The 23,557-nt window shown below is 61.7% G+C and carries 20 protein-coding genes; 11 read left to right on the top strand and 9 right to left on the bottom strand.

Annotated features, from left to right (window positions below):
* Window positions 1–70: 70 nt before the first annotated feature.
* Entirely contained in the window at window positions 71–679 is a 609-nt protein-coding gene (locus BT125_RS27030; protein ID WP_072412090.1) for a LemA family protein, read from the bottom strand.
* Between the two features lie 251 nt (window positions 680–930).
* On the opposite strand from BT125_RS27030, the gene bglX reads away from it, so the two are divergent.
* Entirely contained in the window at window positions 931–3,222 is a 2,292-nt protein-coding gene (gene bglX / locus BT125_RS27025; RefSeq protein ID WP_072412088.1) for a beta-glucosidase BglX, read from the top strand.
* 128 nt (window positions 3,223–3,350) lie between these two features.
* Here bglX and BT125_RS27020 read toward each other — a convergent pair whose 3' ends face one another.
* The 5 genes from BT125_RS27020 to BT125_RS27000 all read right to left on the bottom strand — a co-directional run bounded on the left by BT125_RS27020 (window position 3,351) and on the right by BT125_RS27000 (window position 7,791).
* Window positions 3,351–4,508, bottom strand: coding sequence for a phospholipase D-like domain-containing protein (locus tag BT125_RS27020; protein ID WP_072412086.1), 1,158 nt, complete (start codon window positions 4,506–4,508; stop codon window positions 3,351–3,353).
* Between the two features lies 1 nt (window position 4,509).
* Window positions 4,510–5,100, bottom strand: coding sequence for a YceI family protein (locus BT125_RS27015; RefSeq protein WP_060738805.1), 591 nt, complete (start codon window positions 5,098–5,100; stop codon window positions 4,510–4,512).
* Between the two features lie 235 nt (window positions 5,101–5,335).
* On the bottom strand, window positions 5,336–5,647 hold the full coding sequence (locus BT125_RS27010) for an amidase (RefSeq protein ID WP_072412084.1): 312 nt from the start codon (window positions 5,645–5,647) through the stop codon (window positions 5,336–5,338).
* Window positions 5,644–6,738 carry a serine hydrolase domain-containing protein gene (locus BT125_RS27005; protein WP_072412082.1) on the bottom strand — a complete coding sequence of 365 codons (1,095 nt, stop codon included), beginning with the start codon at window positions 6,736–6,738 and terminating at the stop codon, window positions 5,644–5,646. Before BT125_RS27005 ends, BT125_RS27010 begins: the two co-directional genes overlap by 4 nt.
* Window positions 6,739–6,918: 180 nt before the next feature.
* Complete coding sequence (locus BT125_RS27000) at window positions 6,919–7,791, bottom strand: acyl-CoA dehydrogenase family protein (protein WP_072412080.1); 873 nt, start codon at window positions 7,789–7,791, stop codon at window positions 6,919–6,921.
* Window positions 7,792–7,937: 146 nt separating this feature from the next.
* Here BT125_RS27000 and olsB point away from each other — a divergent pair, with 146 nt between their 5' ends.
* Together olsB and BT125_RS26990 are read left to right on the top strand one after the other, a co-directional pair.
* Window positions 7,938–8,693, top strand: coding sequence for an L-ornithine N(alpha)-acyltransferase (gene olsB / locus BT125_RS26995; protein ID WP_072412078.1), 756 nt, complete (start codon window positions 7,938–7,940; stop codon window positions 8,691–8,693).
* Window positions 8,693–9,487 (top strand): lysophospholipid acyltransferase family protein, encoded by a 795-nt coding sequence (locus BT125_RS26990; protein WP_072412076.1) that lies wholly within the window; start codon window positions 8,693–8,695, stop codon window positions 9,485–9,487. The genes olsB and BT125_RS26990 overlap by 1 nt, the downstream gene beginning before the upstream one ends.
* Before the next feature lie 114 nt (window positions 9,488–9,601).
* On the opposite strand, the gene BT125_RS26985 is transcribed toward BT125_RS26990, so the two are convergent.
* Entirely contained in the window at window positions 9,602–10,186 is a 585-nt protein-coding gene (locus BT125_RS26985) for an acyl carrier protein phosphodiesterase (protein ID WP_072412074.1), read from the bottom strand.
* Window positions 10,187–10,344: 158 nt separating this feature from the next.
* On the opposite strand from BT125_RS26985, the gene BT125_RS26980 reads away from it, so the two are divergent.
* The 4 genes from BT125_RS26980 to BT125_RS26965 all read left to right on the top strand — a co-directional run bounded on the left by BT125_RS26980 (window position 10,345) and on the right by BT125_RS26965 (window position 13,750).
* Complete coding sequence (locus BT125_RS26980; protein WP_072412072.1) at window positions 10,345–10,647, top strand: ArsR/SmtB family transcription factor; 303 nt, start codon at window positions 10,345–10,347, stop codon at window positions 10,645–10,647.
* Between the two features lie 17 nt (window positions 10,648–10,664).
* A complete protein-coding gene (locus BT125_RS26975) occupies window positions 10,665–11,831 on the top strand; it encodes an MFS transporter (protein WP_018607025.1) in 1,167 nt (388 codons plus the stop codon).
* A gap of 34 nt (window positions 11,832–11,865) precedes the next feature.
* A complete protein-coding gene (locus tag BT125_RS26970; protein WP_072412070.1) occupies window positions 11,866–12,915 on the top strand; it encodes an alkene reductase in 1,050 nt (349 codons plus the stop codon).
* A 319-nt stretch (window positions 12,916–13,234) separates the two neighbouring features.
* Window positions 13,235–13,750, top strand: coding sequence for a hypothetical protein (locus BT125_RS26965; protein WP_072412068.1), 516 nt, complete (start codon window positions 13,235–13,237; stop codon window positions 13,748–13,750).
* Window positions 13,751–13,964: 214 nt separating this feature from the next.
* Here the strand turns inward: BT125_RS26965 and BT125_RS26960 are convergent, their stop codons facing one another.
* On the bottom strand, window positions 13,965–14,597 hold the full coding sequence (locus BT125_RS26960) for a TetR family transcriptional regulator (RefSeq protein WP_060738814.1): 633 nt from the start codon (window positions 14,595–14,597) through the stop codon (window positions 13,965–13,967).
* A 266-nt stretch (window positions 14,598–14,863) separates the two neighbouring features.
* Between BT125_RS26960 and BT125_RS26955 the strand changes: the two genes are divergently transcribed.
* Genes BT125_RS26955 through adeC form a run of 3 tightly spaced genes read left to right on the top strand, consistent with a single transcriptional unit; the run spans window position 14,864 to window position 20,643 of the window.
* Window positions 14,864–16,021: an efflux RND transporter periplasmic adaptor subunit gene (locus BT125_RS26955; protein ID WP_139271811.1), complete on the top strand. Its 1,158-nt coding sequence runs from the start codon at window positions 14,864–14,866 to the stop codon at window positions 16,019–16,021.
* 3 nt (window positions 16,022–16,024) lie between these two features.
* Window positions 16,025–19,189 (top strand): efflux RND transporter permease subunit EmhB, encoded by a 3,165-nt coding sequence (gene emhB / locus BT125_RS26950; RefSeq protein ID WP_072412064.1) that lies wholly within the window; start codon window positions 16,025–16,027, stop codon window positions 19,187–19,189.
* Window positions 19,186–20,643 (top strand): AdeC/AdeK/OprM family multidrug efflux complex outer membrane factor, encoded by a 1,458-nt coding sequence (gene adeC, locus BT125_RS26945; RefSeq protein ID WP_072412062.1) that lies wholly within the window; start codon window positions 19,186–19,188, stop codon window positions 20,641–20,643. The genes emhB and adeC overlap by 4 nt, the downstream gene beginning before the upstream one ends.
* Window positions 20,644–20,706: 63 nt before the next feature.
* Here the strand turns inward: adeC and BT125_RS26940 are convergent, their stop codons facing one another.
* Window positions 20,707–21,072 (bottom strand): DUF6124 family protein, encoded by a 366-nt coding sequence (locus BT125_RS26940; RefSeq protein WP_072412060.1) that lies wholly within the window; start codon window positions 21,070–21,072, stop codon window positions 20,707–20,709.
* Window positions 21,073–22,492: 1,420 nt separating this feature from the next.
* On the opposite strand from BT125_RS26940, the gene BT125_RS26935 reads away from it, so the two are divergent.
* The coding region (locus tag BT125_RS26935; RefSeq protein WP_072412058.1) for an OprD family porin at window positions 22,493–23,557 on the top strand (1,065 nt) is incomplete at its 3' end.

The raw sequence follows: 23,557 nt of genomic DNA, 5'->3' as shown, positions 1-23,557 counted from the left end.
AGCAATGCTGAATGTGCCGCCGCCATCGCGAGCAAGCTCGCTCCCACAACGCTTCAAACTGCCGGATTGATCAAAACTTCACTTCAGGGGCTTTTTCGGCATTGGAGCTGGTGGCCTCAAAGGTTTCGCGGATCGGCAGGTCGCTGTACATCACGCTGTGCCACAGGCGGCCCGGAAACGTGCGGACCTCGGTGTTGTATTTCTGCACCGCCAGGATGAAGTCGCGGCGTGCCACGGCAATGCGGTTCTCGGTGCCTTCGAGCTGCGATTGCAGCGCCAGGAAATTCTGGTTGGCCTTGAGGTCCGGATACCGCTCGGACACCACCATCAGCCGGCTCAACGCGCCTGTCAACTGGTCCTGGGCCTGTTGGAACTGCTTGAGTTTTTCCGGGTTGTCCAAGGTGCTGGCGTCCACCTGGATCGATGTGGCCTTGGCCCGCGCCTCGATCACCGCGGTCAGGGTTTCCTGCTCGTGCTGGGCGTAGCCCTTGACGGTTTCCACCAAGTTGGGAATCAGGTCGGCGCGACGCTGGTACTGGTTCTGCACCTGGCCCCAGGCGGCCTTGGCCTGTTCGTCCAGGGTCGGGATGTTATTGATGCCGCAACCGGCCAGCAGCGTAGTGAGCAGCATCAAGGCCAGTATCGGCAGGCTGCGAAGGTGGTTCAGTCGTGGGTTCATTGGATAAAGCGCTCCCTGGCATGACATTGGAAAAACCCGGCCACCTATCTCACTGGCGTCTGGGGCATAATCTGCCGCCGCACTGGATTGAAACGGGTCGATGGGCTAAAAGATGCGCGGTGCGAAACTAAGTTCAGCCCATTGAGCTCGAAAGTGTGCTGTATTTGACCGAACAACAATAGCCGCTCCTCACATTTTGGCTGACCGGCGTGTCCTGATCACCGCCCTTTAGGCTTGCGAGAAAACTATTCATGAAGAAGCTGTGTTTGCTGGGCCTGTTTGTCAGTCTGGCCAGTCACTCCGTATTTGCCGACAACTTGCCCGCCCCCATAGAGAACAAGGACGCCTTCATCAGCAACCTGATGAAGCAGATGACCCTCGAAGAGAAGATCGGCCAATTGCGCCTGATCAGCATCGGCCCGGAAATGCCCCGGGAGATGATCCGCAAGGAAATCGCCGCCGGCAACATCGGCGGTACGTTCAACTCCATCACCCGCGATGAAAACCGTCCGATGCAGGACGCGGCCATGCGCAGCCGGTTGAAGATCCCGATGTTCTTCGCCTATGACGTGATCCACGGCCACCGCACGATTTTCCCGATCCCCCTGGCCCTGGCCTCGAGCTGGGACATGGACGCCATCTACCACTCCGGGCGCATTGCAGCCAAGGAAGCTGCGGCCGACAGCCTGGACATTACCTTCGCGCCCATGGTCGATATTTCCCGCGACCCACGTTGGGGCCGGACCTCCGAAGGTTTCGGCGAGGACACCTACCTGGTGTCACGCATCGCCGGGGTGATGGTCAAGGCATTCCAGGGCAACGGTGCCAACGCGGCCGACAGCATCATGGCCAGCGTCAAGCACTTCGCCCTCTACGGCGCAGTGGAAGGCGGCCGGGACTACAACACCGTGGACATGAGTCCGCTGAAAATGTACCAGGACTACCTGCCCCCCTACCGCGCCGCCATCGACGCCGGAGCCGGCGGGGTGATGGTCGCGCTGAACTCCATCAACGGCGTGCCCGCCACCGCCAACACCTGGCTGATGAACGACCTGCTGCGCAAGGAATGGGGCTTCAAGGGCCTGGCGGTCAGTGACCATGGCGCTATCTTCGAACTGATCAAGCACGGCGTCGCCAAGGACGGTCGCGAAGCGGCGAAGCTGGCGATCAAGGCCGGCATCGACATGAGCATGAACGACTCGCTCTACGGCAAGGAACTGCCCGGGCTGCTCAAGGCCGGCGAGATCGAACAGAGTGACATCGACAACGCCGTGCGCGAAGTGCTCGCGGCCAAATACGACATGGGCCTGTTCAAGGACCCGTACCTGCGCATCGGCAAGGCCGAGGACGACCCGGCGGACACCTATGCCGAAAGCCGCCTGCACCGCGCCGATGCCCGTGACGTGGCACGCCGCAGCCTGGTCCTGCTGGAAAACCGCAACCAGACCCTGCCTCTGAAGAAGACCGCGAAGATCGCCCTGGTCGGCCCGCTGGCCAAGGCACCGATCGACATGATGGGCAGTTGGGCCGCGGCCGGGCGCCCTGCGCAATCGGTCACCCTGTTCGATGGCATGACCCGCGCCCTGGGGACCGAGTCGAAGCTGATCTACGCCCGTGGCGCCAACATCACCGGCGACAAGAAGGTGCTCGACTACCTGAACTTCCTCAACTTCGACGCCCCGGAAGTGGTGGATGACCCGCGCTCGGCCCAGGTATTGATCGACGAAGCGGTGCAAGCCGCCAAGCAAGCCGATGTGGTGGTGGCCGCCGTGGGTGAGTCCCGTGGCATGTCCCATGAGTCGTCGAGCCGTACCGAACTGAACATCCCGGCCAGCCAACGCGAGCTGATCAAAGCCCTGAAGGCCACTGGCAAGCCGCTGGTGCTGGTGCTGATGAATGGCCGTCCGCTGTCGTTGCTGGAAGAAAAGCAACAGGCCGACGCGATCCTGGAAACCTGGTTCAGCGGCACCGAAGGTGGCAACGCCATCGCGGACGTGCTGTTCGGCGACTACAACCCGTCGGGCAAGCTGCCGATCACCTTCCCACGCTCGGTGGGACAGATTCCGACCTACTACAACCACCTGAGCATTGGCCGGCCGTTCACACCGGGCAAGCCGGGCAACTACACCTCGCAGTATTTCGATGACACCACCGGCCCGCTCTATCCGTTCGGCTACGGCCTGAGTTACACCGAGTTCAGCCTGTCGGACATGGCCCTGTCATCGACCACGCTGAACAAAACCGGCAAGCTCGATGCCAGCGTGACCCTGGAAAACACCGGCAAGCGTGACGGCGAAACCGTGGTGCAGTTGTACATCCAGGACGTGACCGGCTCGATCATTCGCCCGGTGAAAGAGCTGAAGAACTTCCGCAAGGTGATGCTCAAGGCCGGCGAGAAGAAAGTCATCCACTTCACCATCACCGAAGACGACCTGAAGTTCTTCAATGCCCAGCTCAAGTACGCGGCTGAACCGGGCAAGTTCAACGTGCAGATCGGCCTGGATTCCCAGGACGTGAAGCAGCAGAGTTTTGAGTTGCTCTGACCTTCAGGCCCTGCAAAACCCATGTGGGAGCGGGCTTGCTCGCGAAAGCGGTTTAACAACCAACCAAGATGTTGACTGTTATGCCCCCTTCACGAGCAAGCCCGCTCCCACAAGGGCTTGCAGTGAGCCTAGCCCCGCCGATCCAGCAGATTTACCACCACCCGATCCACCAACCCCCACACCCGCTGCTTGAACCGCTTCCACAGCGGTCGCCGCTGCCAGGCGTCGAGGCTGACTTGCAGGCTCTGGGCGAAATCCCGCTCGAAACTGGCCGCCACGGCGCTGCTGAGCCCGGAATCCAGGGCCTCCAGATTGGCTTCCAGGTTGAAGCGCAGGTTCCAGTGATCGAAATTGCAGGAGCCGATGCTGACCCAATCATCCACCAACACCATCTTCAGGTGCAGGAAACAAGGCTGGTACTCGAAAATCTGCACGCCGGCCCTGAGCAATCGCGGGTAGTAACGGTGCCCGGCGTAGCGCACGGACGGATGATCGGTGCGCGGGCCGGTCAGCAGCAGGCGCACGTCGATGCCCCGGGCGGCGGCCTTGCGCAGGGAACGGCGCACGTTCCAGGTCGGCAGGAAATACGGCGTCGCCATCCAGATGCGCTTCTGCCCGCTGTTCAACGCCCGGGACAGCGATTGCAGGATGTCGCGGTGCTGGCGGGCGTCGGCATACGCCACCCGGCCCATGCCTTCGCCCACCGGCGGGACGCGAGGCAGGCGCGGCAAGCCGAAATTGGAGGCTGGCTTCCAGGCCCGTCGATGACGGTTGGCGAGCCACTGGCGGTCGAACAGCAACTGCCAGTCGAGCACCAGCGGGCCGACGATTTCCACCATCACCTCATGCCAGTCGCTGTGATCGTCGAGAGGGTTCCAGAATTCATCGGTCACCCCGGTGCCACCGACCACGGCCAGACGCTGGTCCACCAAGAGCAGCTTGCGGTGATCCCGATAAAGGTTGCGCACCCAGCGGCGCCAGCTCAGGCGATTGTAGAAACGCAACTCCACCCCGGCCTCGGTCAGGCGCTTGCGCAGGGCCAGAGTAAACGCCAGGCTGCCGTAGTCATCGAACAGGCAACGCACGCGAACACCCCGCTCGGCGGCCTGGACCAGTGCCTGGACCATCGCCTCGGCGCAGGCCCCCGCCTCCACCAGGTACAGCTCCAGCTCGACCTGCTCCTGGGCACGGGCGATTTCCACCAGCATGCGTGGGAAGAACTGTGGGCCGTCGATCAACAGCTCGAAGCGATTGCCGTCACGCCAGGGAAAGACCGGGCCGTTCATGTCAGCGCGCCGTGAAGATCAGCACCGCATTCACCGGCACCGACAGGCTGATGGCCGACAGCCCGGCCAGGTTGCGCAGCTTTTCCAGACCCGGCGCCAGATCGAAATCCGCCGCGTTGAGCACCACCGGCTCCAAGGTCACCACTTGGAAGCGGCGTTCATCCAGGCGCGTCGCCAGCAGTTCGACGGGGTACTCATGCTGCTTGCCGTGCAGGTTCACCGTCAGCGGCAAGCGCAACTCCAACTGCGCGCCGTTGGCCAGGTCCTGGATCGGCGCCAGGTCGATCTTGGCGGTAACGGTGGCTTCGGCGAATTGCTTGATCTGGAACAACTCGGCGCGCATGCGCTCGTCCCGCAGGGGGATGCCGCTGTTGATGGATTCCAGCTCCACTTCCAGGCGCGCCAGGCCGTCGGGCTGGACTTGGCCGTGCAGCACCAGGAAACGCTGGACCTCGGAAACGTTGCCGTTTTTGCTGCTGATAAACGACAACCGCGACGACTCGCCGTCCAGGTACCAGTCGGCCTGGGCCGGCAACGCTGCGCAGGCCAGCAGCAAGCTGGCGACCGCGTGAGGGAAAAACCGCTTGAACATACACACTCGGGGGGCAGATAAACCTGTGGCGAACCTTAACCGGGCCGAGGGCGCTTGCAAACAGTCTGTTTCAACAACGGTACCTGCTCACCACATAACACCGTGGCGAGGGAGCTTGCTCCCGCTGGGCTGCGAAGCAGCCCCAAGATCGCGACAGGTTAAAGAATTTGCGAGCGCTGCGCACCCGAGCGGGAGCAAGCTCCCTCGCCACAACAGCGGTCGTTGCAGGCCAATCTCAAGGCTCCAACCGACACCCCTGCCGCTCCCCCAACCATTGCGCGCTGTTGCTGCGCCCCAACCCGCTGACGGTGACGCGCTTGGCTTCAACAGTCTCGAGAAAATCGCTGGTGGGCACTGACTGCTTCACATAACCCCGGCAATACTCGGCCGGTTGCTGCATCACATAGCGGCACGAGCAGTACTCCTTGGCGGTGTAGGCACTGATGATGTCGGGAAAGGCCCGCAATGCCACCCGCTCCAGCCAGACCCAACTGAGCAGGACAATGAGTAGCACCGACAGCAAGGTAAACAAGATTTTGCGCTTCATGGCTGCACCTTCCCGGCGAACGCCGCCATGGCGCGCTTGAGCAGCTCGTTATGGCGATAGCTCCCGTCGCGGTCGTCGCCGTAGCGCACGATCACCAGTCTGGCGCTGGGGATGACGTACAGCGCCTGGCCCCAATGGCCCAGCGCGGCGAAGGTATCCGGCGGCGCATCGGGCCAGGGGTGGAGCCCCGGATCGGCACCGCGGTTGAGCCACCAGTGCCCGCCCGGTACGGCTTCGTCCTGGCCGGCCTGGAAGTGCACGAACGGTTCGCGGCTGAACGCGACCCAATCCCTGGGGATCAGTTGCCGTTCGCCCCAGCGGCCGTCCCGTTGCATCAACAACCCGACACGCGCCAGGTCCCGCGCCGTGAGGTAGGCATAGGACGATCCCACGAACGTGCCGCTGGCGTCGGTTTCCCAGGTAGCGTGGCGGATGCCCAGGGGCTCGAACAGGGCCGTCCAGGGATAATCGGGATAACGTGCCGCACCGACAATGTTTTTCAGGGCCGCCGCCAACAGGTTGCTGTCACCGCTGGAATAACGAAACGCCTGCCCGGGGGGGCTGAAGCTTTCATGCCGCGCGGTAAACGCCGCCATGTCATGACGCCCGCGGGTATAGAGCATCGCCACCACCGATGACTTGAGCGGCGCGTATTCGTAGTCCTCCTGCCAGTCCAGGCCGGACGCCCAGTGGAAAAGATCGGCCAGGGTCAGGCCCGGATGCCGGTTCAGGGGTGGGTAGTACTTGGCTGCCGGATCGTCCAGGGCAAAACGCTGTTCACCGTAGGCCACGCCGAATACCACCGACAGCAGGCTTTTGCTGATGGACCAGGTCAGGTGCGGGGTCTGGGCGGTGGTCGGTCCGGCGTAGCGTTCATAGACCAGTCGACCGTCCTGGATCACCAGCAGCGCATCGGTGCGGATGCCCTCACGGCTCGCATCGTCCCGGGGTGGGAAGGCGTATTGTTCCAGGGCTTCGATGGCCGGCCCGCTCGGGGTCGGGCCGCTTGGCCATTGCTCGCCGGGCCAGTCTTCGGCCTGGACGCTCAGGTTGAGTATCAGCAACGAGATCAGGAACCAGCCTCTGGACATGCTTGGGGCTCGCAGGGTTTAACCTTCAGAGCCTATGCAGACTTGATGACAATTTGAGTGTGTGTGCCTCCTGTGGGAGCGAGCTTGCTCGCGATGGCGGAGTGTCAGCCAACATCATTGGCGCTGATCCAGCGCTATCGCGAGCAAGCTCGCTCCCACAAGGGGTGGTCGTTTGGAGGGTTATCCCAACGCCTTGGCCAACCGCTTGGCCCGGGCCCCCGCCGCAAGGTCCATCACACCTTTATCCCGCGTCCACATCTCGCGCCAGGCCGCAGGCCCGGCGGCCAGGGCAGCGTCGAGTTCGCCGTCGAGCCCCTGGAACTGGGCGAACAACCCGCCCAGCAGCACATGCCCGGCAGGGCTGGAAGGGTTGTGGCGACTCACCTCCGCGCAGCCGGCAAGCAACGCCAGCAGGCGCAATTGCAACACCTGGGGCCAGGCACATTCCTGCCCGACGCCATACAACCAGGCCGTCATCGCGCTGAGTACATAAAGGTCTTCCAGGGTGCGGAACGGTTTGACGTAGGCGTCCCAGCCATCACCGGCCAGCAACTCGCACAGCGCGCCGTCGAGCAGCACGCGGCCATGGCTGATGTCCGGCATCAGGCCCATGGCGGGGAGTTTTTCCAAGGTCACGCCGGGCTCGCCCGCATAGGCCACTGCCAGGTTCAGCCGTGGCGTTTCGCCGGGTGCTTCGCTGCGAGCGGCAATCAACAGCCATTCGGCGGCGTCGCCAGCGGTGACGAAATCCTTGCGCCCGCTCAGGCGCAAGTCGTCGAGGCGGGTTTGCATGTCCGCCGGACGCAAGCTGCGTTGTTCGGTGGCACACAAGGCGCCGAGACTCCGGGGCGCGCTCGGCCAAAGCACCCGCAGCGCCGCCTGGTACCCCACCAGGAACGCCAGCCCCGGCGTGGCCATCGACCGAGCCCCGACCACGGCCAACTCGAACGGCGTCACCGGCCCCAGGCGTTGCAACAACGCGGCATAACCTTCAGCCAGGTCCGGATAGGTGGGCAGGCGCTCGCCACGTTCGATCAGGGTGTGCCAGGGCATGAGAGGGGCTCCTTGAAGGCTGTCATATAAGCATCACCAAAGCTTCATGGCGATGACACCGGGGCTACATAGCCTGACTTTGCACAACATGGCTGCATAAAGAAAGTCGACAGGCTGCAACTGAACAGCCCGCACGGAGATTCGCTATGACCCAGATCGCCCGCATCAGCGACACCGGCAATGAACGCCGCCTGCAAGCCGAACGCCTGATCGGCACCCACGCCTTGCAAGAAGCCCAGGCCCTGCGCTTCAACGTCTTCAGCGGCGAATTCAACGCCAAGCTCAAAGGCGCGGAAGTGGGTCTGGACATGGATGACTATGATGTTCACTGCGCCCACATCGGCGTACGCGACCTGAACACCGGCCGCCTCGTGGCGACCACGCGCCTGCTCGACCACCAGGCCGCCAGCAGCCTGGGCCGGTTCTACAGCGAAGAAGAATTCAGCCTCCACGGCCTGGTCCATCTCAAGGGCCCGATTCTGGAAATCGGCCGTACCTGCGTCGACCCGGCCTACCGCAACGGCGGCACCATCGCGGTGCTCTGGGGCGAACTGGCCGAAGTCCTGAACGAAGGCGGCTACAGCTACCTGATGGGCTGCGCGAGCATTCCGATGCAGGATGGCGGCATCCAGGCCCAGGCAATCATGCAGCGCCTGCGCGAACGCTACCTGTGCACCGAACACCTGCAAGCCGTGCCGAAAAAACCATTGCCGACCCTGGACGTGCCGTCCAACGTGATCGCCGAAATGCCACCGCTGCTCAAGGCCTACATGCGCCTGGGCGCGAAGATTTGCGGCGAGCCGTGCTGGGACGAGGACTTCCAGGTCGCCGACGTGTTCATCCTGCTCAAGCGCGACGAACTCTGCCCGCGCTACGCCCGCCACTTCAAGGCAGCCGTGTGATGAGCCGGTTACGGGTGTACGCGCGTATCGCGCGAGTCTTGCTGGTGGTGACCCTGGGCCTGAGCATGGCCAGCGTGTTCGGCCTGTTCGAACGCCTGGGGGTTGCCAACTCGATGGTCCGTCGCCAGCGCTGGTCGCGGTTCTTCATGGCGCGGCTGAGCCACGCCCTGCCCTTTTCGCTCACTGTTCACGGTCAACTGCCGCAACGGCCGATGCTGTGGGTCAGTAACCATGTGTCCTGGACCGACATCCCGTTGCTGGGCATGCTCACGCCGATGTCATTCCTGTCCAAGGCCGAAGTGCGCACCTGGCCGGTGGCCGGATGGCTGGCCGCCAAGGCCGGCAGCCTGTTTATCCGGCGTGGCTCGGGTGACAGCCAACTGATCCGCAAACAAATGAGCCGCCATCTGGAACAGGCCCATCCGCTGCTGATGTTCCCGGAAGGCACCACCACCGATGGCCGATCCCTGCGTACCTTCCACGGACGCTTGTTGTCGGCGGCCATCGATGCCGATGTCGCGTTGCAGCCGGTGGCGATCCGTTACCTGCGCGACGGTGAGCCGGATTCGCTGGCACCGTTCATTGGCGATGATGATCTGCTGTCGCACTTGATGCGCTTGTTCGCCAACGATCGGGGCGACGTGCACATCCATCTGCTGGAACCGATTGCCTGCCACGGCCAGGAACGCGCGGCACTGGCGTTCCAGGCGCAACAAGCGGTGCACAAGGCTTTGTTCGGGACGATTCCCGAGAAACAGCAAGCACCGATGCGGCCTGCGGCGATTGCGGCCTGACCCGGATCCCTGCGCAGCCCCCCTGTGGGAGCGGGCTTGCTCGCGAAGACGGCAGTACATTCAACACAGATGTTGACTGATCCACCGCCTTCGCGAGCAAGCCCGCTCCCACATTTAGTTATTTGGCGTGACCTGACTCAGCACAAAATCCTGCAACTGCGGGTAGAACAACCGGAAATCCTCGCTCAGCGGCTCATAAAGCTCGATCAACTCCGGCATCGCCCCGGCCAGTTCCTCGGGTCGCGACAGGCGGCGGGAAATGCCGCGCAGTACCTGCCCCAGTACTTCGAATTCCTGATAAGACCCCAGCCAGTCATCCGCCGCCATATACGGCGCGATCTGTGCCAAGCGCCCTGGCAACTGCGGTTCGGTGCGCAGTACCTGATAGACACGGGACGTGAAATCCACCAGCGGCCCTTCGCCGTACAACGCCCAGTCCCGGGCCAGGCAGTGGTCGAAAAACACGTCCAGCACAATCCCGGCATAGCGCCGTCGCACCGTGGAAAAACGCGACAGGGCAATGTCCACCAAGGGATGGCGGTCGGTGTACATGTCGATGCGCCGATGCAGGGCAATCGCCGCTTCGATCTGCGGATCGTACTGCCCTTGCAACGGCCCTTTGACGAAGTCGCCGTAGAGGCTGCCGAGCAGTTGTTCCCGGCCAGGGCCGCCGAGATGCAGGTGCGCGAGATAGTTCATGGCCCGCAGCTTAGCACCCCTGCGCCCATATCGTTATAACCCGATATAGCGATTTGTTCGGCATTCAGATCAAATCCATATTGGTGTATCGCGAAATAACGATTTAAGGTTCGCTCTATCGCGATATAGCGTTTTACTCACCCCCGAGCTTGCCACCCATGACTCTCGACCTCGACGAAATAATAAAAGCCCTGGCGCACCCAGTACGGCGAGACATCCTCAACTGGCTCAAGAACCCCAAGGTCCAGTTCCCCGACCAGTTGCACAACCACGAGTTCGGCATTTGCGCCGGGCAGATCGACCAGCGTTGCGGCCTGTCGCAATCCACGGTGTCTGCGCACTTGGCGGTGTTGCAACGGGCGGGGCTGATCACCAGCCAGAAGGTCGGTCAATGGCACTTCTTCAAACGCAACGAGGAAGTGATCCAGCAGTTCCTCAAGCAAATGAGCCAAGAGCTCTGACCCGACAAGGATCCATCATGCCCCTCTCACTCCTGATTCTGGCCCTGAGCGCCTTCGCCATCGGCACCACCGAGTTCGTCATCATGGGCCTGTTGCCCGACGTGGCGGCCGACCTGGGCGTCTCGATTCCCGGCGCCGGCTGGCTGGTGACCGGCTACGCCCTTGGCGTGGCCATCGGTGCACCGTTCATGGCCCTGGCCACCGCCCGGCTGCCCCGCAAGGCCGCCCTGGTGGCGTTGATGGGGATTTTCATCGTCGGCAACCTGCTCTGCGCCATCGCCAGCGACTACAACGTGCTGATGTTCGCCCGGGTCGTCACAGCCCTGTGCCACGGCGCGTTCTTCGGTATCGGTTCGGTGGTGGCCGCCGGCCTGGTGGCGCCCAACAAGCGCGCCTCGGCCGTGGCCCTGATGTTCACCGGCCTGACCCTGGCCAACGTGCTCGGCGTACCGCTGGGCACCGCACTGGGCCAGGAAGCCGGCTGGCGCTCGACGTTCTGGGCCGTGACCGTCATCGGTGTGATTGCCCTGATCGGCCTGATCCGCTTCCTGCCGGCCAAGCGCGATGAAGAAAAACTCGACATGCGCTCGGAACTGGTAGCGCTCAAGGGCGCCGGTCTGTGGCTGTCCCTGAGCATGACCGCACTGTTCTCCGCGTCAGTGTTCACCCTGTTCACCTACGTCGCCCCGTTGCTGGGCGAAGTGACCGGCGTGTCGCCCCGTGGCGTGACCTGGACCCTGGTGCTGATCGGCCTGGGCCTGACCCTGGGCAACATCATCGGCGGCAAGCTGGCGGACAAGAGCCTGGCGAACACCCTGATGGGCGTCTTCCTCACCATGGCCGTGGTGTCCACCGTACTGAGCTGGACCAGCGTGGCGCTGATCCCCAGTGAAATCACCCTGTTCCTCTGGGCCACCGCCTGCTTCGCTGCCGTGCCGGCCCTGCAAGTCAACGTGGTGACCTTTGGCAAAGATGCACCCAACCTGGTGTCCACCCTGAACATCGGCGCCTTCAACATCGGCAACGCCCTGGGCGCCTGGGTCGGCGGCAGCGTCATCGACCACGGCCTGGGCCTGACCTCCGTGCCCCTGGCCGCCGGCGCGCTGGCCGTGCTGGCGCTACTGGTCACCCTGATCACTTTCCGTCAGGGCGGTAATGCCGACCTGGCCCCGGCCACTCATTGACTTTTAACCCTTCCACTTCCGAGGTTTTATCTTCATGGCGACTATTTTCGACCCTATCAAACTCGGCGACATCGAGCTGAAGAACCGCATCATCATGGCCCCACTCACCCGTTGCCGCGCCGACGCTGGCCGCGTCCCCAACGCGTTGATGGCCGAGTACTACGTGCAGCGCGCCTCCGCTGGCCTGATCCTCAGCGAAGCCACTTCCGTCACGCCGATGGGCGTGGGTTACCCGGACACCCCGGGCATCTGGTCCAACGACCAGGTGCGCGGCTGGGCCAATATCACCAAGGCGATCCACGGCGCCGGCGGCAAGATCTTCCTGCAACTGTGGCACGTGGGCCGGATCTCCCATCCGTCGTACCTCAATGGTGAAACCCCGGTGGCGCCCAGCGCGATCCAGCCCAAGGGCCACGTGAGCCTGGTCCGTCCGCTGGCCGACTACCCGACGCCACGCGCACTGGAAACCGCTGAAATCGCCGACATTGTCGACGCCTACCGTGTCGGTGCCGAGAATGCCAAGGCCGCTGGTTTCGACGGTGTGGAAATCCATGGTGCCAACGGCTACCTGCTCGACCAGTTCCTGCAAAGCAGTACCAACCAGCGTACCGACCAATACGGCGGCTCCCTGGAAAACCGTGCCCGCCTGTTGTTGGAAGTGACCGACGCAGCCATTGAAGTCTGGGGCGCCGGCCGAGTGGGCGTGCACCTGGCACCACGGGCCGACTCCCATGACATGGGCGACGAAAACCGTCTGGAGACGTTCAGCTATGTGGCCCGTGAGCTGGGCAAGCGCGGCATCGCCTTCATCTGCTCCCGTGAGAAGGAAGGCGATGACAGCATCGGTCCGCAACTCAAGCAAGCCTTTGGTGGCCCGTACATCGCCAACGAACGCTTCACCAAGGACAGCGCCAACGCCTGGCTGGCGGCTGGCAAGGCTGACGCGGTCGCGTTCGGGGTTCCATTCATTGCCAACCCGGACTTGCCGGCACGCCTGAAGGCCGATGCACCGTTGAACGAGCCGCATCCTGAAACTTTCTATGGGAAGGGCCCAGTGGGGTACATTGATTACCCCGTGATGTAAGCTCGCGCCAACCGCTTTATTCAAAAGCCCCGATTCGAAAGATCCGGGGCTTTTTTTATACCTGCAGAACTTCAGCCACGCTCAGACCGAGAACAGCAACATTAAATAACAAGGCAACTTTCATCTGACATGGATTTAATCACGCAACGACGCTAATAATAACGCTCGAGTGCACCGTTCACTTAAACAAAGGATTGAAACTTACAGCTCATTCACACTCACTCTAAGAACTTAACATTCCGGCAACACCAACTAACCAAACACCATCAGTTTGCAGGCGAACGCCAGCGAGCCGTGTACCTATGAGAGATGCCTCACCATGAACATTCGGAAAAATTTCCTCTTCGCGCTCCTGCTGGGCCCCGCCATGGTTGCCCACAGCCAGGCCAATACCGAAGTGACCGTGGAGATTGCCAACAACACCCGCGGCACAATGAAAATGAACAACCTGTTAACCGATCCACCCCTGGCCGAGGATTTTTCCTTGAGCGCCCATGACATCGATCCAAAATCAACTTATAGATTCCATATCGAGCACTTCAGGGATTACACCTACCCCGGGGCCGGCTGGCGCCCGACATTAAAAAAAGTCAAACCTGTTGAACTGGTCCTTAATTATGAAATGAGCCATTTCAACTTTGAGTGTCAAATGCACACCCGCTTGCAAGTCTCCATCGTTCCTGGCGCTTTGGAACCCAGCTATAAGCCGACTTGGAAGAGCAACACGACTTACACCGGCAATGGCGAATACACGTGCCGCTCGGAAATTTCCCGGAAGATGCTTGAGCCCCCCTTCAACTACACCGTTCGCCTCATTATCGAACCAGGTCGGTGAGCCTGCGGCCCCGCCAAGACGTCGGCATGAGCCTGCGGTTCTCTTGCAAGCTTACTCCGTGGGGATCGGGAGCCGACGGAGTAGCTGCCGGGCACGAAACAAATCCCCTACAAAATTTGTTCACGATTGCCTTTCAACCACGACAGCATTCAGTTTATAAAAGCTATTTCGAACACTTGTCATGAAACAAGCCGAAGCAATTACGCTTTTTGTTTCATTTGCGCAGGCTAGGGCTCAGGCGCAGCATATCCAGCCCGATATCCACCCAGCGCTCAGCCTCACCGGCCAGAGGGAAGCTATCGGGGGCCAGCAGCCACTGATAAAGAATACCGTCGACATAGGCATGCAGGGCAATCGCCGCCCTTTCCGGTTCCAGATCCGCCGGTAGCTGGCCCCGATTCATCGCATTGCGCAACGACAAGGCAATACGCACGTTACAGTCGAGACTGACCTGGCGCCGCTGCTGGCGCAGATCGCACATTTCATCGGTGAATTCACACTTATGGAACAGAATCTCATTAATGCGTCGGGTCTTCGGGTCCAGGGCAACTTGTTGAAACAATTGCACCAACAGCTTGCGCGTACAGCCCAGCGGATCAAGCTCCTCTTCATTCTCACTGGCGCGGGCCAAGTCATCGAGCGGCTCATGCAAGGTATCGAGCATGGCTTGGAGCAGGTCCGCCTTGTTGCTGAAATGCCAATAGATGGCACCGCGCGTCACGCCGGCCAGCGTCGCGATATCCGCCAGAGTGGTGCGGGCCACGCCTCGCTCGAAGAACGCCTTTTCGGCCGCTTCGACTATCTGGCTGCGAGTCTCCTGGGCTTCCTCTTTGGTACGACGGACCATGGCAGTAAACACCTCAATCAGGATTGCGTCAGCAATGCGTAAGAATCAGCAGAACAAAATATGAGGCGACGTCTCTTGGAACGCGTCCCCGATCTACGGCTGGCCTTTGTAAGGCTTTTGTAAATCCGGATACTACGCAATTTGGCTGTTTACAAACAACCATGTACGTAAGTATATTTCTTAGCATCCTACTAATTGAATTAATACTGCTTTCTGCCCTTTCACTTTCGAGTGCGCCCGTTGCGCGCCTGGACCCGAGGATTTCCATGCAATTCAAGCCAGCTGTTACTGCTCTGGTTACCGCCATCGCCCTGGCATCGCTGCTTAGCGGATGCAAAAAGGAAGAGGCTGCACCTGCTGCTCCCCCTCCTCAGGTCGGCGTCGTAACCCTCAAGACCCAGCCCTTCACCTTGACCTCGGAACTGCCGGGCCGCACCAGCGCGTTTCGCGTCGCCGAAGTACGGCCACAGGTCAACGGCATCATTCTCAAGCGCCTGTTCAAGGAAGGCGCCGACGTCAAGGCCGGCCAGCAGCTGTACCAGATCGACCCTGCGGTCTACGAAGCGACCCTCAAGAGCGCCGAGGCCAACCTGCGCTCTACCAAGTCGATTGCCGACCGCTACAAGCAACTGGTGGATGAACAGGCGGTGAGCCGTCAGGAATACGACACCGCCGTGGCCAATCGCCTGGAGTCCGAAGCCAACCTGCAGACTGCCCAGATCAACGTGCGCTACACCAAGGTCTACGCACCGATTTCCGGTCGTATCGGCCGCTCCTCGGTCACCGAGGGTGCGCTGGTGAGCAACGGCCAGGCTGATGCCCTGGCGACTATCCAGCAACTGGACCCGATCTACGTCGACGTCACGCAAAGCTCGGTGGAGCTGCTGCAACTGCGCCGTGAACTGGAAAGCGGCCGTTTGCAAAAGGCCGGCGAGAACGCTGCCATGGTCAAGCTGACCCTGGAAGACGGCAGCCAGTATCCGCACGAAGGCAAGTTGGAATTTTCTGAAGTGTCGGTTGACCAGACCACGGGTTCCGTGACTTTGCGCGCCGTGTTCCCCAACCCTGATCACACCCTGCTGCCGGGCATGTTCGTCCACGCTCAATTGCAGGCCGGTGTGAACAGCGCGGCGATCCTGGCACCGCAACAAGGCGTGACCCGTGACCTCAAGGGCGCGCCAACCGCGCTGGTGGTGGGTGCGGACAACAAGGTCGAGCTGCGCCAGCTCAAGGCCAGCCGCACCGTCGGCAGCCAGTGGCTGATCGAAGACGGGCTCAAGGCCGGCGATCGCCTGATCACCGAAGGGTTGCAGTACGTACGGCCAGGCGTGGAAGTCAAGGCCACCGAAGCCACCAACGTTGGCACCAAGAACCCGGCCCCCGCACAGGCAGCTGATAAAGCCGCCGGCGGCAAAGGGGAGTAAACCATGTCGAAATTTTTTATCGACCGTCCGATCTTCGCCTGGGTGATCGCCCTGGTGATCATGTTGGTCGGGGCTCTATCGATCCTCAAATTGCCGATCAACCAGTACCCGAGCATTGCGCCGCCGGCCATTGCCATCCAGGTGACCTACCCGGGTGCGTCCGCGCAAACCGTGCAGGACACCGTGGTGCAGGTCATCGAGCAGCAGCTCAACGGTATCGACAACCTGCGTTATGTGTCCTCGGAAAGTAACTCCGACGGCAGCATGACCATCACCGCGACCTTCGAGCAGGGCACCAACTCCGATACCGCCCAGGTCCAGGTCCAGAACAAGCTGAACCTGGCCACTCCATTGCTGCCGCAAGAAGTGCAGCAACAGGGCATCCGCGTCACCAAATCAGTGAGAAACTTCCTGATGGTGATCGGCGTGGTATCGCGTGACGGCAGCATGACCAGGGAAGACCTCTCCAACTACATCGTGTCCAACATGCAGGACCCGATCTCTCGCACCGCCGGTGTCGGTGACTTCCAGGTCTTCGGCGCCCAGTACGCCATGCGGATCTGGCTCGACCCGGCCAAGCTGAACAACTTCAACCTGACCCCGGTGGATGTGAGCACGGCCATTTCCGCGCAGAACGTCCAGATCGCCTCCGGCCAGCTCGGCGGCCTGCCTGCCATGCCCGGCCAGCAACTGAACGCCACCATCATTGGCAAGACCCGCCTGCAGACCGCCGAACAGTTCAAGGCCATCTTGCTCAAGGTCAATCCGGACGGCTCGCAAGTGCGCGTCGGCGATGTGGCGGATGTGGCCCTCGGCGGTGAAAACTACAGCATCAACGCCCAGTTCAACGGCCTCCCGGCTTCCGGCCTGGCGGTGAGGCTCGCCACCGGCGCCAACGCCCTCGACACGGCCAAGGCCCTGCGCAAGACCGTCGACGATCTCAAGCCATTCTTCCCGCAAGGCCTGGAAGTGGTGTTCCCGTACGACACCACCCCGGTGGTGAGCGAATCGATCAAAGGCGTGGTCGAGACCCTGGTCGAAGCGGTCGTGCTGGTGTTCCTGGTGATGTTCCTGTTCCTGCAGAACTTCCGCGCCACCATCATCACCACGATGACCGTGCCGGTGGTACTGCTGGGCACCTTCGGGATCCTCGCGGCGTTCGGCTTCAGTATCAACACCCTGACCATGTTCGGCATGGTGCTGGCCATCGGCTTGCTGGTGGACGACGCCATCGTCGTGGTGGAGAACGTCGAACGGGTGATGAGCGAAGAAGGCCTGTCGCCCAAGGAAGCCACCAAGAAATCCATGGGGCAGATCCAGGGGGCCCTGGTGGGTATCGCCCTGGTGCTCTCGGCGGTACTGTTGCCGATGGCGTTCTTCGGCGGTTCCACCGGTGTGATCTACAAACAGTTCTCCATCACCATCGTCTCGGCCATGGCCCTGTCGGTACTGGTAGCACTGATCTTCACCCCGGCCCTGTGCGCCACCATGCTCAAGGCCATTCCGAAAGGCGAGCACGGCACGCCGAAACGCGGCTTCTTCGGCTGGTTCAACCGCACCTTCGACCGTGGCGTCAGGAGCTACGAGCGTGGCGTGGGCAACATGCTCAAGCACAAGGCCCCGTACCTGCTGGCCTACGTGATCATCGTGGTCGGCATGGTCTGGCTGTTCACCCGCATCCCGACGGCGTTCCTGCCGGAAGAAGACCAGGGCGTGTTGTTCGCCCAGGTACAGACACCGGCCGGTTCCAGTGCCGAACGCACCCAGGTGGTGGTGGACAACATGCGCGAGTTCCTGCTGCGCCCCAGCAAGGATGGCGGCGAAGGCGACGGTGTGGCTTCGGTGTTCACCGTGACCGGCTTCAACTTCGCCGGTCGTGGCCAAAGCTCGGGCTTGGCATTCATCATGCTCAAGCCGTGGGAAGAGCGTAACGCCGACAACACCGTGTTCAAGATCGCCGGCCGCGCCCAGCAACACTTCTTCACCTTCCGCGACGCGATGGTGTTCGCCTTCGCCCCGCCGGCGGTGATGGAACTGGGTAACGCCACCGGTTTCGACGTGTTCCTGCAGGACCGTGCCGGCATCGGCCACGACAAGCTGATGGAAGCCCGTAACCAGTTCCTGGGCATGGCATCCCAGAGCAAAGTGCTGGCCCAGGTCCGTCCGAACGGTCTGAACGATGAACCGCAGTACCAGTTGGAAATCGATGACGAGAAGGCCAGCGCGCTGGGCATCACGCTCTCGGAGATCAACAACACCCTGTCGATTGCACTGGGCAGTAACTATGTGAACGACTTCATCGACCGTGGCCGGGTGAAGCGGGTGTACGTCCAGGGCCAGCCGAACTCGCGCATGAGCCCCGAGGACCTGAAGAAGTGGTACGTGCGCAACAGCGCCGGGACCATGGTGCCGTTCTCTGCGTTCGCCAAGGGCGAGTGGGTCTATGGCTCGCCGAAACTGGCGCGTTATAACGGTGTGGAAGCGATGGAGATCCTCGGCACCCCAGCACCGGGTTACTCCACCGGTGAAGCCATGGCCGAAGTCGAAGCCATCGCCAAGAAGCTGCCGGCCGGTGTCGGTATTTCCTGGACAGGCCTGTCCTATGAGGAACGCCTGTCGGGTTCCCAGGCGCCAGCGCTGTACGCCCTGTCGCTGCTGATGGTGTTCCTGTGCCTGGCGGCGCTGTATGAAAGCTGGTCGATTCCGATCGCGGTCATGCTCGTGGTGCCACTGGGGATCATCGGTGCCTTGATGGCCACCAGCTTGCGCGGCCTGTCCAACGATGTGTACTTCCAGGTGGGCCTGTTGACAACCATCGGCTTGGCAGCGAAAAACGCCATTCTGATTGTGGAATTCGCCAAGGAACTCCACGAACAAGGGCGAACCCTGGTGGAAGCCGCCATCGAAGCCTGTAGGATGCGTCTGCGGCCGATTATCATGACCTCGCTGGCGTTCGTCCTCGGCGTGGTCCCGCTGGCGATTTCCACCGGCGCCGGCTCGGGCAGCCAGCACGCCATTGGTACCGGCGTAATCGGCGGCATGTTGACCGCCACCATCCTGGCAATTTTCTGGGTGCCCCTGTTCTTCGTGACCGTGTCGTCGATAGGTCGTCGCAAAAATGCAGACCAGGACGATACTCCTGAAACTTCTAAAGAGGCTGGCCAATGAGCAAGTCGCTCCTCTCCCTGACCATCGCCGCCGTCGTGCTCAGCGGTTGCTCGCTGATCCCCGACTATCAGCGGCCCGAAGCACCGGTCGCGGCGCAATACCCGCAAGGGCCGGCCTACGAGGCAGCCAAGGCGCCCGGCCAGGCCGCCGCCGAGCAAGGCTGGAAGCAGTTTTTCCATGACCCGGCGTTGCAACAGCTGATCCAGGTCGCCCTGGAAAACAACCGCGACCTGCGTGTCGCGGCGCTGAACATCGATGCCTACGCCGCGCAATATCGCATCCAGCGCGCTGACCTGTTCCCGGCGGTGTCGGCCACCGGTGCCGGCAGCCGCCAGCGGGTACCGGCACGGGCTTCGCAAACCGGCGAAGCGGCGATCAGCAGTTCCTATTCAGCCACCCTGGGCATCAGCGCCTATGAACTGGACTTGTTCGGTCGGGTTCGCAGCCTGAGCGAGCAAGCGTTGCAAAGCTACTTTGCCACCGAAGAAGCCCGCCGCAGCACCCAGATCAGCCTGGTGGCCAACGTGGCCAATGCCTACCTGACCTGGCAGGCCGACAAGGAACTGCTCAAGCTGACCCAGGAAACCCTCGGGGCCTACGAGCAAAGCTTCAAGCTGACCTCGCGCAGCGCCGAAGTCGGCGTGGCCTCGGCCCTGGACCTGAGTCAGGCGCGTACCGCTGTGGAAAACGCCCGCGTGCAACTGGCTCGCTACACTCGCCAGGTCGCCCAGGACGAAAACAGCCTGACCCTGCTGCTGGGCACCGGTCTGCCGGCCAACCTGAACTCGCAACCGTTGAGCGATGACCTGCTCAGCAAAGTGCCGGCCGGGCTGCCGTCGGACCTGCTGCAACGTCGTCCGGACATCCTCCAGGCCGAACGCAACCTGCTGGCGGCCAACGCCAACATCGGCGCCGCGCGGGCTGCGTTCTTCCCGAGCATCAGCCTGACGGCCAACGCCGGCACCCTGAGCCCGGACCTGTCCGGCCTGTTCAAGGGCGGCTCGGGCACCTGGACCTTCGCGCCGCAAATCAACCTGCCCATCTTCAACGCCGGCAGCCTGCGAGCGAGCCTGGACTACGCCAAGATCCAGAAAGACATCAACGTCGCGCAATACGAGAAGTCGATTCAGACAGCGTTCCAAGAAGTCTCCGACGGCCTGGCCGCACGTCAGACCTACAACGAACAGTTGCAGGCCCAGACCGACTTCGTCGCCGCCAACCAGGACTACTACCGCCTGGCCGAGCGTCGCTACCGCATCGGCGTCGACAGCAACCTGACCTTCCTCGATGCCCAGCGCCAGTTGTTCAGCGCCCAACAATCGCTGATCACCGACCGCCTCTCGCAGCTGACCAGCGAGGTCAACCTGTACAAGGCACTGGGTGGTGGCTGGAATGCCGAGACGGGCAAGAACGAGCCGGTGAAAGAAGAAGCACCGAAGATGAAATTGTTCTGATTGACGCTTGACTGCAGAAACACGAAGCCCACCGAAAGGTGGGCTTTTTTGTTTGTGCCTGCTTCAACTCCGACTTGACGAACGCGGGTCGACGATATCCAGCGCACGATTAGCCAACAATTCACTCAGCTCGATCATCTGCTCCACGCCGAGCGCGACATGCCGCCGCGAGCCCTTCAACTCGAACGCCAGGTCACTGACCATGGCATTGGCCGAGACCAGGGTTTCGCTGAGATTGGCCAGGAGACACTTCGTGTCGATGGTATCGATGACGGTGAAGACTTGTGTTGAGGTTTTGGTTTTGGGATCAGGGTGGGTGCCCAGATGGTAATCGAGTGCTCGGTCTGCGGCCTCTTGGAGCTTTTCTGGATCGGGGTCGTTGTAGGGGAAAGTGCTCTCTGATGGCGAAGAAGGATGGTGTTTTTTCATAACGGCGCTCCTGCATCAATTGGAGCCCGAGACGTGGGCCCGGGCGCTGGCGCCTAACGAATTCGGCGGGCTTGCAGACCGGTCGCTGGATTGGCAGCGACACGTACAAGCTAGAGATACCGCTTCCGAGCAGCAACCTTAAAACCTCGTCGGAAAAATCGCCGCGTCTGTCAGACCGGCCACAAATCTTGTGGGAGCGAGCTTGCTCGCGATGGCGGCCTGTCAGCTGGCTTTGCTCTTGTTGACTGGGTACATATCCGTTTTCGTGGTAACGGCTACTTATGGTTTCGCACTTACGGCGAGTCACTTTCGAAAAGCCGGAATGCCGGCCCAGGCGAAAGTAACCAAAGCGCTCCTGCCCCACCACTCGGTGCCTCGCCTAGGCTCGGCATGCCCGCACTCCGGCATTGCTCCGTGGGCCGCCGCGAGGCGGCCTAGTAGCCGACCTGGTTCTTGATGGGACCGCGTTTTCCCTGTGGGAGCGGGCTTGCTCGCGAAGAGGCCGGAGCATTCAGCATCTCCAACGACTGTGCCATCGTCTTCGCGAGCAAGCTCGCTCCCACATTGGCTCAGTGACGACCTATGGATTTGCGGGCACCGCAAATTCCTGTGGGAGCGAGCTTGCTCGCGATGGAGGTGGATCAGCCTGCATCAGCGTTGGATGTGCCGACGTCTTCGCGAGCAAGCTCGCTCCCACATTGGATCGCAGTCCAGATGCCAGAATCAGGTCGGCTGTAAGGCCGTCTTCGCGAGCAAGCTTTTGCTCCCACAGGTCTGATGAGTGTACGACCGAAAGAGTCAGGCCGGCTCTAAGGCCGCCTCGCGGTGGACGTTGATCTCGACGCCCCGTTAACCACGATGGCCGAACGCAGGTATTGCGCAGTGGGCATCCCGGCATGGATGCCGGGATAGCTGCGCTGGGCCATGGATGGCCCTTCGCAGCGGGCCCACGGAGCAATGCCGGAGTGAGGGCACACCGAGCCTAGGCGAGGTGCCGAGTGGTGGGGCAAAAAGCGTTTTGCTTACTTTTGCGCTTCTCAAAAGTGAGTCGCCGTAAGGGCGAAACCCTAAGTGGCCGTTACCGCAGCAACGGATATGTACACGGTCAAAAAAACCTTGATCAACCGTAAGGTCGCCATCGCGAGCAAGTTCGCTCCCACAGGAAATTGCGTCCATCCAATCGATTATTTTGCTGTTCGATAATCGCCCAAAACCCGCAAACGGCAATTGAACCGCTCCCGCCCCGCCCATCACCATCCCTCGCACAAAACCAATAACAACAGGTTCGACGCCATGCCCATACGCCCCGCCGCCCCCGGCTGATCCTCAACAGCCTCACGCCACTGGTTCCACCGTTCCGTCTGCAGCCCAAGGTTGCGGCAACGACTCACTTCGCCCACAAAAAACCAGAGACACGCCCATGAAGCCCACACAGCACTTGTTCCCCAGCCTCATTGCCGTCGCCCTGACCAGTACTACCCTGTCCGCCCTGGCCGCGGAATCGGGGTTTGTCGAAGACGCAAAAGCCACGCTGAACCTGCGCAACTTCTACTTCAACCGTAACTTCACCAACCCGGACAATGCCCAGGGCAAGGCCGAGGAATGGACCCAGAGTTTCATCCTCGACGCCAAGTCCGGTTTCACCCAGGGCGTGGTGGGTTTCGGTGTGGACGTGCTGGGTATGTACTCGGTCAAGCTCGACGGCGGCCGTGGCACCGCGGGTACGCAGTTGCTGCCGGTGCATGATGACGGCCGACCAGCCGACGACTTCGGCCGTTTGGGCGTGGCCCTCAAGGCCAAGGTGTCGAAGACTGAGTTGAAGGTCGGCGAGTGGATGCCGGTGCTGCCGATCCTGCGTTCCGACGACGGTCGCTCCCTGCCGCAAACCTTCCGTGGCGGCCAGGTGACCTCCACCGAAATCAACGGCCTGAGCCTCTACGGCGGCCAGTTCCGTGGTAACAGCCCGCGCAATGACGCGAGCATGGAAGACATGTCGATGAACGGCCGCGGCGCGTTCACCTCCGACCGTTTCAACTTCGGTGGCGGTGAATACGCCTTCAACGAAAAACGCACCCAGGTTGGCGTGTGGTACGCGGAGCTGTCCGACATCTACCAGCAGCAATATTTCAACCTGACCCATAGCCAACCCATCGGCGACTGGACCCTGGGCGCCAACCTCGGCTACTTCATCGGCAAGGAAGACGGCAGCGCCCTGGCCGGCGACCTGGACAACAAAACCGCGTTCGCCATGCTCTCGGCCAAATACGGCGGCAATACCTTCTACGTCGGCCTGCAGAAAGTCGGCGGCGACGATGCCTGGATGCGCGTCAACGGCACCAGCGGCGGCACCCTGGCCAACGATAGCTACAACTCCAGCTATGACAACGCCAAGGAAAAATCCTGGCAACTGCGCCACGACTTCAACTTCGCCGCCGTCGGCGTGCCGGGCCTGACCTTGATGAACCGCTACATCAGCGGTGACAAC

It is taken from the genome of Pseudomonas sp. NFACC04-2 (assembly GCF_900119265.1).
GTDB classification, from domain to species: domain Bacteria; phylum Pseudomonadota; class Gammaproteobacteria; order Pseudomonadales; family Pseudomonadaceae; genus Aquipseudomonas; species Aquipseudomonas fluorescens_AA.
This window is presented reverse-complemented; position numbering and strand designations above follow the sequence as displayed.